Below are 1,157 nucleotides of genomic sequence, written 5' to 3'. Positions count from 1 at the left end.
CGATTCTGATGAAGAATTAGACGTTATTATTGTAGATGATGGAAGTAAAAATAAATTTGATGAAATAATACTTCAAAGTAATTTTAAAGCAAAAGGAAGACTTTATTTTGAATATTTGAACCAAAACCAGGGAATTGAATTTGCATTAAATCACGGTCTTAAAATTAGTATTGAAAAAAAATACAAGTACATAGCAAGATTAGATTGTGGAGATGTCTGTTTAGGAAAAAGATTTGCGATTCAGACAGAGTTTTTAGAACAAAATTCAGAAATTAAAGTAGTTGGATCAAATGTATTGGCGGTGGATAGTAACGATGTTTATTTATATGCCATTAATTTACCTTTAGACGATCAAAGTATTAAAAACAAAATGTACATCAATTCGATGTTAATTCATCCCGCGATTATGTTTAACGCATCAATTTTTAATACGGTAGGATATTATCCTGTAAATTACAAATCAGCAGAAGATTATGCTTTATTTTTCACTATTTCAAAAAAGTTTAAAATGGCCAATATGAACCAATATTTAACTCAAATTGAAATTAATGAAAAAGGTATTTCAGTACAAAAAAGAAAACAACAAGTAAAAAGAAGAATACAAATTATAAAAGAAAATTTTTACTTTGGATATTATCCAATTTATGGACTTGTTAGAAATTATGTTTTATTATTTCTGCCTTACAATATAATTTTAGAGATTAAAAAAAGAATAAAAAAATGAGAAATCTAATAAAAGAGAAAGGTTTCGAATATCTGGTTTATGCTTTGATATTATCGCTGTTTTTTTCAAAGGCGATTCCTAATATTATTTTGGTCATTTTATCCGTTTTAGCAATCATAGATTTTAAAAATAATCCAATTTTAAAAACAAAATTTACTTTTTCATCAAGTGTAATTTTGCTGATTTTACTGATTTTACTAACATTAAAATCAATTTTATTTAATACAATATCTTATGATTTAAAGGTTTACAGAGGACTGTTTTTGTTGTTTTGGATTGCAATTGTATTTAAAAAAATAACTGATTTTAAAACATTAAAACTTGTTCTTTTATGGGGCATTAATGCCGCTATTTTAAGTTCTGTTTTTTTAATTGGTTTATTTTATTTAAAAAATCATAATCTTCCATTTTCTAATACTGCTGAGGTTAATGA

The 1,157-nt window shown here is 24.7% G+C and carries 2 protein-coding genes; both read left to right on the top strand.

Annotated elements, in window-relative coordinates; genetic code table 11:
• A partial coding sequence (locus tag FLACOL7796_RS24530) for a glycosyltransferase (RefSeq protein WP_173973388.1) occupies window positions 1-724 on the top strand: 724 nt, incomplete at its 5' end.
• Window positions 721-1,157: hypothetical protein (locus FLACOL7796_RS24525; RefSeq protein WP_173973387.1), on the top strand; the 437-nt coding region annotated here is incomplete at its 3' end. The genes FLACOL7796_RS24530 and FLACOL7796_RS24525, both read left to right, overlap by 4 nt.

This window comes from Flavobacterium bizetiae, from assembly GCF_902804475.1.
In the GTDB taxonomy this organism is placed as follows: domain Bacteria; phylum Bacteroidota; class Bacteroidia; order Flavobacteriales; family Flavobacteriaceae; genus Flavobacterium; species Flavobacterium bizetiae.
The sequence above is the reverse complement of the archived record's forward strand: the minus strand, read 5'-3'. Positions and strand labels throughout refer to the sequence as shown.